Origin of the sequence: Bradyrhizobium sp. URHD0069 (genome assembly GCF_000701345.1) — a bacterium.
Taxonomy (GTDB): Bacteria; Pseudomonadota; Alphaproteobacteria; order Rhizobiales; family Xanthobacteraceae; genus Bradyrhizobium.
On the sequence record NZ_JNIJ01000010.1, the window covers coordinates 215,547 to 223,109 of the forward strand.

The following is a 7,563-nucleotide window of genomic DNA, read 5'->3' on the forward strand; positions in this document are numbered from 1 at the left end:
CGCGGCAATGGTTGTGAGCAGCAAATTTAAACACCCAAGTACCGGTGCTGCAGGCTGGGCTGTGCGATCAACTCCTGCGATGTGCCGCTCCACACCGCGCGGCCGCGCTCGATAATATAATGCCGGTCGGCGATGCGGGTGAGGTGCTCGATGTTCTTGTCGATGACCAGAACCGATTGCCCCCGCGCCTTGAGCATCGACAGGCAGTTCCAGATTTCCTCGCGGATCAGCGGCGCGAGGCCCTCCGTGGCCTCGTCCATGATCAACAGACGCGGATTGGTCATCAGCGCGCGGCCGATCGCCAGCATCTGCTGCTCGCCGCCTGACAGCGTGCCGCCCATATTGCTTCCGCGTTCGGCCAGCCTCGGGAACAGCGCGTGGATCTTTTCGATCGTCCATGGATCGGGATTACCGAGACGATTGCCGGCAGCCGCGACGAGATTTTCGCGCACCGTCAGGTTCGGAAATATTTGACGCCCCTCCGGCACCAGTCCGATTCCCAATTGGGCAATCCGGAACGAGGGAAGCTTGCGAACGTCCTGTGCGGCGAACCGGATCGCGCCGGCGCGCGCCGGAGTCAGCCCCATAATGGATCGGATGGTGGTGGTTTTGCCCATGCCGTTGCGGCCCATCATGGCCACCATCTCACCGGTCCGCACGGAAAGCGACAGACCGAACAGCACCTGACTGAGGCCATAGCAGGTCTCGATGTCGTTGACCTCAAGCAAGGCAGTCGCGTCAGCCATGACGGGTCACCGCGTGCTGTTCGCCGAGATAAGCGCGCCGGACTTCTGCGTTTTGGCGGATCGCCGCCGGCTCGTCGGAAGCGATGACGCGCCCGTAGACCAGAACGCTGATGCGGTCGGCCAGCGCGAACACCGCGTCCATGTCATGTTCGACCAGGACGATGGTGACTTCCCGCCGCAACTCCTGCAGCAGCTTCACCATGCGGCCCGATTCCGTGGCGCCAAGTCCCGCCATCGGTTCGTCGAGCAGCAATAATTGCGGCTTGGTGGCCAGCGCGACGGCGAGTTCAAGTTCGCGTTGCTCGCCATGGCTCAATTCCGAAACCAGGACGTCGGCGCGGTTGGCGAGTCCAACCCGGTCCAGGGCGGCCAGCGCGCTTTGACGGAGATGGCTTTCCTTGCGGGCGTTGCCCCAGAAGCGGAACGAGTGACCGTCGTTGGCCTGCGCCGCCAGCGCGACATTGTCGAGCGCAGTGAACTCGAGCAACAGCGAGGTGATCTGAAACGAGCGTGCCAGCCCGAGCGCGCAACGGCGATACGCCGGCACATGGGTGATATCGGCACCCGCCAGGCGAATGGTGCCGGCATGCGGCAGCAAATGCCCGGTCAGCTGGCTGATCAACGTGGTCTTGCCGGCGCCGTTCGGGCCGATGATGGCGTGCAATTCACCTTTCGCGACATCGAGCGAGACATTGTCGGTCGCCAGGATTCCGCCAAAGCGCCGGACCAGATTTTCAACGCGGAGCAAGGGATCAGCCACGACGCAGCCTCCCCAACAGCCCGTCAATGCCGCCGCGCCCGAACAGCACGATCAGCAACAGCAGCGGCCCCATAATGAGCGCCCAATATTCTGTGACCTGCGAGAGGAACTCTTCCAGAACCAGAAAGGCGATCGTGCCGATCACCGGGCCGAACAGCGAGCCCATGCCGCCGAGGATAACCATCACCATCAGGTCGCCGGAGCGGGTCCAGTACATTGTCGCAGGACTGATGAAATCCGTGTTGTTGGCAAGCAGTGCGCCGGCCAAACCGCACATTGTGCCGGCGATAACAAAGCAAACCAGCCGGTAGCGGTTGGCGGGAAACCCGATCGCCTGCATCCGCTGTTCGTTGGAGCGCAGGCCCTGAACCACCATGCCGAAACGCGAATTGACGATGCGCCAGACCAGATAGATCCCGCCGAACAGACAGCCGAGGCAAAGATAATAAAATTGCACGCGGCTCGACAGATCGATGAGGCCGCCGAAATCGCTGCGCTTGTAGATCGTCAGGCCGTCGTCGCCGCCGTAGCGGGCAAGCCCGGATGCGACGTAATAAGCCATCTGCGCGAAGGCGAGCGTAATCATGATGAAATAGACACCGCGCGTGCGCAGCGACAGCGCGCCGACGGCAAGCGCGAACAGCGCCGAGGCCGCAAGCGCCATCGGCCACTGAATCAGTGCCGAGCCGACGCCTTCTTGCGCGAGAATGCCGACCGCATATCCGCCGATGCCGAGATAGGCGGCGTGACCGAAGCTCATCATCCCGCCATAACCCATGATGAGATTGAGGCTTACCGCTGCCAGCGCGAAAATGACGATGCGGGTGAACAGCGTCAGCGCGAAGACGTTGCCGCTCGCCGACGTATAGAGCGGAAGCAATAGGAGTCCGGCGGCCACCAGCGCCGCGGTCACGTTGCGGGCGTTGAGCGAAGCGGTCATCGCCGGCTGGCTGGAAACAGCCCCTCCGGCCGCACCACCAGCACCATCGCCATCAAGAGATAGATCAGCATCGAGGAGAGCGCGGGCGCCGCGGTCGACGCGGCGGTCGAGCTCAGCATCTGGCGCAGCAGGTCGGGCAGGAACGCACGGCCCAGCGTATCGATCATCCCGACGAAGATCGCGGCGAGAAACGCACCGCGGATAGAGCCGATGCCGCCGATCACGATGATGACGAAGGCGAGGATCAAAATGTTTTCGCCCATCCCGATCTGGACCGTCAAGATAGGCGCCTGCATCAGCCCGGCGAGCCCGGCAAGTGCCGCGCCGAGCCCGAACACCAGGGTGTAGAGCAGCTTGATGTTGACGCCGAGCGCACCGATCATTTCCCGGTTGGAGGCGCCGGCGCGGATCAGCATACCGACCCTGGTGCGCATCACGACGAGGTAAAGCATCAGCGCGACAGCGAGTGCCACCACGATAATCGCAAGCCGGTAGGCGGGATAATAGACGCCGGGCATGATCGCGATCGGCACCGTCAGCCACGCCGGCAGCGGCAGCGTAAGACCAGCCGGACCCCAGATCAGCCGCACCGCATCATTGAAGAACAGGATCAACCCGAACGTCGCCAGCACGTGATCCAGATGATCACGGCCGTAAAGGTGGCGAAGCGCTGCGAATTCCAGCACGATACCGAGCAGCAGCGTCGCGCCCAGCGCGAGCAGCACGCCGATGATGAAATTCCCCGTCCACATCACGAAGGTCGCCGCAAAGTAGGCGCCCATCATATAGAGCGAGCCATGCGCCAGATTGACGAAGTCCATGATGCCGAAAACGAGCGTCAATCCCGCCGCCAGCAGAAACAGCAGCAGGCCGAACTGCAATCCGTTCAGGAATTGTTCGACGACAAGCAGCATGAAAATTTTACATCGCGCCTAAAGAAAACAATGTGCTGAAAGGAAAACAGCGGCAGCGCGAGCGCCGCCGCCGTGTTGCCGAGGGCCGCAATCACTTCATCGGGCATTTGTCGTGGAAGTTATCCTGGCTGTCCTTGACGATGGTGGCGACGGTTTTGAGCGAGAGCTGGCCATCGGCGTCCTTCACCACGTCCTGCAGATAGAAATTCTGGATGGGGATGTGGTTGTTGCCGTATTTGAACGGGCCACGTACCGATTTGAAATTCGCCTTCTCCATCTCCGCCTTCATCGCGTCTTTCTTGCTGGTATCGCCCTTCACCGCGACCACCGCGCTGTTGATCAATTGCGCAGCATCATAAGATTGCGCACCGTAAAAGGTCGGGCGCAAGTTGGGGTACTTCTTGCGGTAGTCGGCGACGAAGCGCTTGTTCTCTTCATTCGGCAGGTCGTTCACCCATTCCTGGGCGCCGGGAACGCCGAGCGCGTTCTCCTTCTGCAACGGCAGCGACAATTCGTCGATGGTGAACGCCGTGTAGAGCGGAATCTGCTGTTTGATGCCGGCCTGGACATACTGATTGAGGAACTGCACGCCGGCGGCGCCGGGATAAAACACGAAGATCGCCTCCGCCTTCGACGCGCGCGCCTTCGAGAGCTCGGCGGAGAAGTCGAGCTGGCTCGGCCACACCGTATATTCCTCGCCTACCACCTGCCCCTTGAACGTGCTCTTGACGCCGGCCAACATGTCCTTGCCGGCAGCATAGTTCGGGCCGATCAGGAAGACCGACTTCACGCCCTTCTGGTTCATGTAGAGACCCATGGCCTGCGGGGTCTGGTCGTTCTGCCATGACGTCGAAAACACGTAAGGCGAGCACAGTTCGCCGGCGAGCTGCGAGGGTCCGGCGTTGGCGCTGATCAGGAAAGTCTTCGAATCGACCGCGGTCTTGAGCGAGGCCAAGAGCACATTCGACCAGATATAGCCGACGATGAAGTCGACCTTGTCCGACTGGACCAGCTTTTCGGTCTTCTGCTTGCCGACATCGGGCTTCTGCTGATCGTCCTCATAGATCACTTCGACCGGCAGGCCGCCGATCTTGCGGCCCATATGGTCGAGCGCGAGCTCGAACGAATTGCGCATGTCGTTGCCGATCACCGCGGTCGGACCGCTGAACGTGCTGACAAACCCGATCTTGATGGAATCCGCCGCCATGACGGGCTGTGCCAGCGCCAATACCGTCGCGCCCGCCAGCCAGAATGCCGTTCTCATATTCACTCCCCTCCTCGTTATCGGCGTGATGCCGCATGACCTGCCCCGTCCAGGACGCCCGTTGCGCTCCGTTTGCCGAGCATCTTTTTAGGTGGCTGTTTTGTGCGCGAAATCTTGGGCTTGCGGCAAGCATGAACCGTCGGCCCCTCTTAGAACCTTTGGCTCAATGCAGGCTTTTCTGCACCATAATTCGTATGAGTCGCCGATGGCAAGAAATATAGTTCTGGTCGGCGGGCTACGATTGTCGCAGCCGCGCTTGGGCTGACCGACCGGGCATCCGGCGGAGGTTTCTGTCGGACGAAAAATTTGCCCGAGCCAAATGCCCGCGTTGGTCAGCTCGATCTATCCATAGGTCGGCCGCTGCGGCCAGCCCGGCGGCGAGTCTTCGAAATCCTGTTGCCGACCGTAGGGCGTCACGTCGAGCAGGGCGCGGGAATCGATAAGGGCTTCGGTACCGCGCCCATAGGTCGAATAGGTGTGAAAGACGTCGTCGCCGAGGCGGAAGAAAACACTGAGCCCGTGCTCTTCGCCGGCGATGGCGTTGGGGACCTTGTTCGCCTCCAGCTCGGCCTTGCTCCGGTAGTTGTACTCGACCGGCGCGACTTTCTCGTCATTGGTAACGTGGAAGTCGTAATTGAAGTCGCTTCCGAACGAGGAAACCCACGGAAAGCTCCATCCCTGTCGCTCCTTGTAGGCTTCGAGCTTGGAAAGCGGCGCACGAGACACCATCACGAAGGTGGTGTCGCATTCGTTCAGCATGCTGAGATCGCCGATGGCGTTCGCGTAAGCAGTGCAGCCCGGGCAGCCCTTTTCCCAGGAGGGATCGAACATGAAGTGATAGACCACGAGTTGCCGGCGGCCTTCGAAAAGATCCTTGAGCGATTGCTCGCCGCCCGGACATTCGAACATATAGTTCTTTTTGATTTTGACCATCGGCAGCCGGCGCCGTTCGGCGTTGACGCGATCGTATCGCCTGGTGAGCTCCTTCTCATGCGCGAGAAGCTTTTTTCGTTTGCCGAGCCACTGGTCGCGGGTGACGATCGGGGGATGCGGGACTTGGTGGGTCGTCATGTCCGTTTCTCCTTATCGCAGCTGATCAGATCAAATATTCAGCACCGTCGATGATGTAGGTCGCGTGGCGGAAATCGCGGATGGTTGCGACTTTGTCGGCGGCCCATTGCAGCAACATGAAATATTTTGGCCTTGAGCTCGGTTCGTTGGGATCGAACACCAGGATCGCGGGGCGCCCTTCGACCAGCCCGGGCACCAGATGCCAATCCCCGGCCTTCGAATAATTTGCGAAATACCGGGAAACCTCGGCCTTGCCGTTCAAGCGCATCTTGTTGACGAGATCGAGGCGCACATCGTCGGCGATCATGGCGCGGATCGCATCGAAATCCCGCGCGTTGAAGCGCGCGACATAGGCGCCGAGGCGATCGCGGTCGGCCGCCGACATCTTCGGATGCGACAGATCGTCAGGTTCGTCAGCCAGTTCGCGCAGCCGCGTGCGTCCGCGGTGCAGCGCGGCTTTCACCGCAGGCAGGCTGAAATCCATCACCTCGCAGACTTCCTGCAATGAGCAACCGAGCACATCCATCAGGATCACGCTGGAGCGCTGCGCGACCGGCAGGCGCATGAAGGTGCGAAGACTTGCGCTTGCAATCTGGCGGCTGCTGACGGCATCGGCCGGGTCGGCAATCATATCCACCTCCTCGCCTGATCGGAAGGCTTCCTGCCGGTTGCGGCGGCGCAGAAAATCCAGCGCAGTGTTGTGCGCGATCCGGAACAGCCAGCCCTCGGGATTGGCGATCGGACCGGCGGATGCCAACGCCTCCACCGCCTTGATCAGCGCATCCTGCAGCACGTCCTCGCCGTCGATCACCGAGCCGACCATGCGCGCGCAGTAGCGATGCAGCCTTGGCCGCATCGCGGCGAGCAGGCCGTCTATATCGGTCGTGCTCGCCGGTGCGTCAGGAACCAGTTTCATGCTGCTGTCCGCAACTTCTGAATTTAGGCAACTATTCCCCGAGCATTCGATAGTTGCCGACGATTGTAGCACCGCGGGCCAGCGGAGGCTCGGCACAACGTTCGCGGATCCCGCTCTGGAACGCCTGAAAAGCCGCCAGTTTCGGCAGCACGCTGCTACCATCGCCGGATTCGGTCTCGACGAAATGAATAAAACTGTCGTCTTCGAGCCGCAGCGAAAGATAGCGAACGCCGTCCGGTTTCGCGGCCTTCAATTCCTCAAACACCCCGGCGATCAGCTCCGCATTCTTCTCAGTCATATCCGGCTTTGTCTTGTACCTGATCAACGTCCGTTTCATCATTCTCTCCATGGCTGGCGTTGCGACGCGGGACATCGCGTCTCGGCCAATAGACGTTCGGCACCCGGGCAAGGATTCGGCCGCACAGAAAATATTTTGCACGGCATCCTTCGAGCCGTCATACCCCGCCACCGGGTCTCGCCTTCGGGCCAGCCCGATGATAGGCTCCGCGAAGCAATCCATTTCGCTGAAAAGAACGAATGGATTGCTTCGTCGCTTCGCTCCTCGCAATGACGTCGAGAGTCGTCATACCCCGCGCATGCGGGGTATCCAGTACGCCGCGGCTCCTCGGTTCGATCACAAGCGCCTCGGAATACTGGATCGTCCGCCTTCGCGGACGATGACTGGTGGAGGGTCGCGACGCAGCTGCGCGCTCTCGCGGCGCGATGCGCCCGAGGCGTGCAAAAATCGTTCGCCCAGGAAAATGAGGGCGTGGGGAATGCCGGGTGCACGGTGCACCCGCAGCCCGTGTGCAATGGTAGTAAGCACACGGTAGTCACCGCAGGTCACCGGAACACCCGGCATTCCCGCACGCAATGGTTTTAACGGCTTATATCGTGCTCTCCCCGGCGACGAATTCGTCTTGTCACCGTCGTCGGCGGATTGAAGGTTTTG

At 61.0% G+C, this 7,563-nt stretch carries 9 protein-coding genes; all 9 read right to left on the minus strand.

Annotated elements, in window-relative coordinates; genetic code table 11:
• Positions 1–26: 26 nt before the first annotated feature.
• Positions 27–746, minus strand: a complete 720-nt coding sequence (locus tag N554_RS0105345; RefSeq protein ID WP_029582538.1) for an ABC transporter ATP-binding protein — start codon at positions 744–746, stop codon at positions 27–29.
• Positions 739–1,506, minus strand: coding sequence for an ABC transporter ATP-binding protein (locus tag N554_RS0105350; protein ID WP_029582539.1), 768 nt, complete (start codon positions 1,504–1,506; stop codon positions 739–741). Before N554_RS0105350 ends, N554_RS0105345 begins: the two co-directional genes overlap by 8 nt.
• Positions 1,499–2,446, minus strand: coding sequence for a branched-chain amino acid ABC transporter permease (locus N554_RS0105355; RefSeq protein ID WP_029582540.1), 948 nt, complete (start codon positions 2,444–2,446; stop codon positions 1,499–1,501). Before N554_RS0105355 ends, N554_RS0105350 begins: the two co-directional genes overlap by 8 nt.
• On the minus strand, positions 2,443–3,360 hold the full coding sequence (locus N554_RS0105360; RefSeq protein WP_029582541.1) for a branched-chain amino acid ABC transporter permease: 918 nt from the start codon (positions 3,358–3,360) through the stop codon (positions 2,443–2,445). Before N554_RS0105360 ends, N554_RS0105355 begins: the two co-directional genes overlap by 4 nt.
• Positions 3,361–3,451: 91 nt before the next feature.
• Positions 3,452–4,624, minus strand: coding sequence for an ABC transporter substrate-binding protein (locus N554_RS0105365; protein ID WP_029582542.1), 1,173 nt, complete (start codon positions 4,622–4,624; stop codon positions 3,452–3,454).
• A 342-nt stretch (positions 4,625–4,966) separates the two neighbouring features.
• Positions 4,967–5,695 (minus strand): DUF899 domain-containing protein, encoded by a 729-nt coding sequence (locus N554_RS0105370; protein WP_029582543.1) that lies wholly within the window; start codon positions 5,693–5,695, stop codon positions 4,967–4,969.
• 25 nt (positions 5,696–5,720) lie between these two features.
• A complete protein-coding gene (locus N554_RS0105375) occupies positions 5,721–6,605 on the minus strand; it encodes a sigma-70 family RNA polymerase sigma factor (RefSeq protein ID WP_029582544.1) in 885 nt (294 codons plus the stop codon).
• A 37-nt stretch (positions 6,606–6,642) separates the two neighbouring features.
• The gene (locus N554_RS0105380) at positions 6,643–6,948 is read right to left on the minus strand and encodes a hypothetical protein (RefSeq protein ID WP_029582545.1); all 306 of its coding nucleotides are present in this window, start codon (positions 6,946–6,948) and stop codon (positions 6,643–6,645) included.
• A 297-nt stretch (positions 6,949–7,245) separates the two neighbouring features.
• On the minus strand, positions 7,246–7,563 hold a 318-nt coding region (locus tag N554_RS41460), incomplete at its 5' end, for a hypothetical protein (RefSeq protein ID WP_210165370.1).

Excerpts from the sequence above, each read along its gene's own strand:
- N554_RS0105345 (WP_029582538.1), bottom strand. The coding sequence starts at position 746 with ATGGCTGACGCGACTGCCTTGCTTGAGGTCAACGACATCGAGACCTGC.
- N554_RS0105355 (WP_029582540.1), bottom strand. The coding sequence starts at position 2,446 with ATGACCGCTTCGCTCAACGCCCGCAACGTGACCGCGGCGCTGGTGGCC.
- N554_RS0105380 (WP_029582545.1), bottom strand. The coding sequence starts at position 6,948 with ATGAAACGGACGTTGATCAGGTACAAGACAAAGCCGGATATGACTGAG.
- N554_RS0105360 (WP_029582541.1), bottom strand. The coding sequence starts at position 3,360 with ATGCTGCTTGTCGTCGAACAATTCCTGAACGGATTGCAGTTCGGCCTG.
- N554_RS0105370 (WP_029582543.1), bottom strand. The coding sequence starts at position 5,695 with ATGACGACCCACCAAGTCCCGCATCCCCCGATCGTCACCCGCGACCAG.
- N554_RS0105365 (WP_029582542.1), bottom strand. The coding sequence starts at position 4,624 with ATGAGAACGGCATTCTGGCTGGCGGGCGCGACGGTATTGGCGCTGGCA.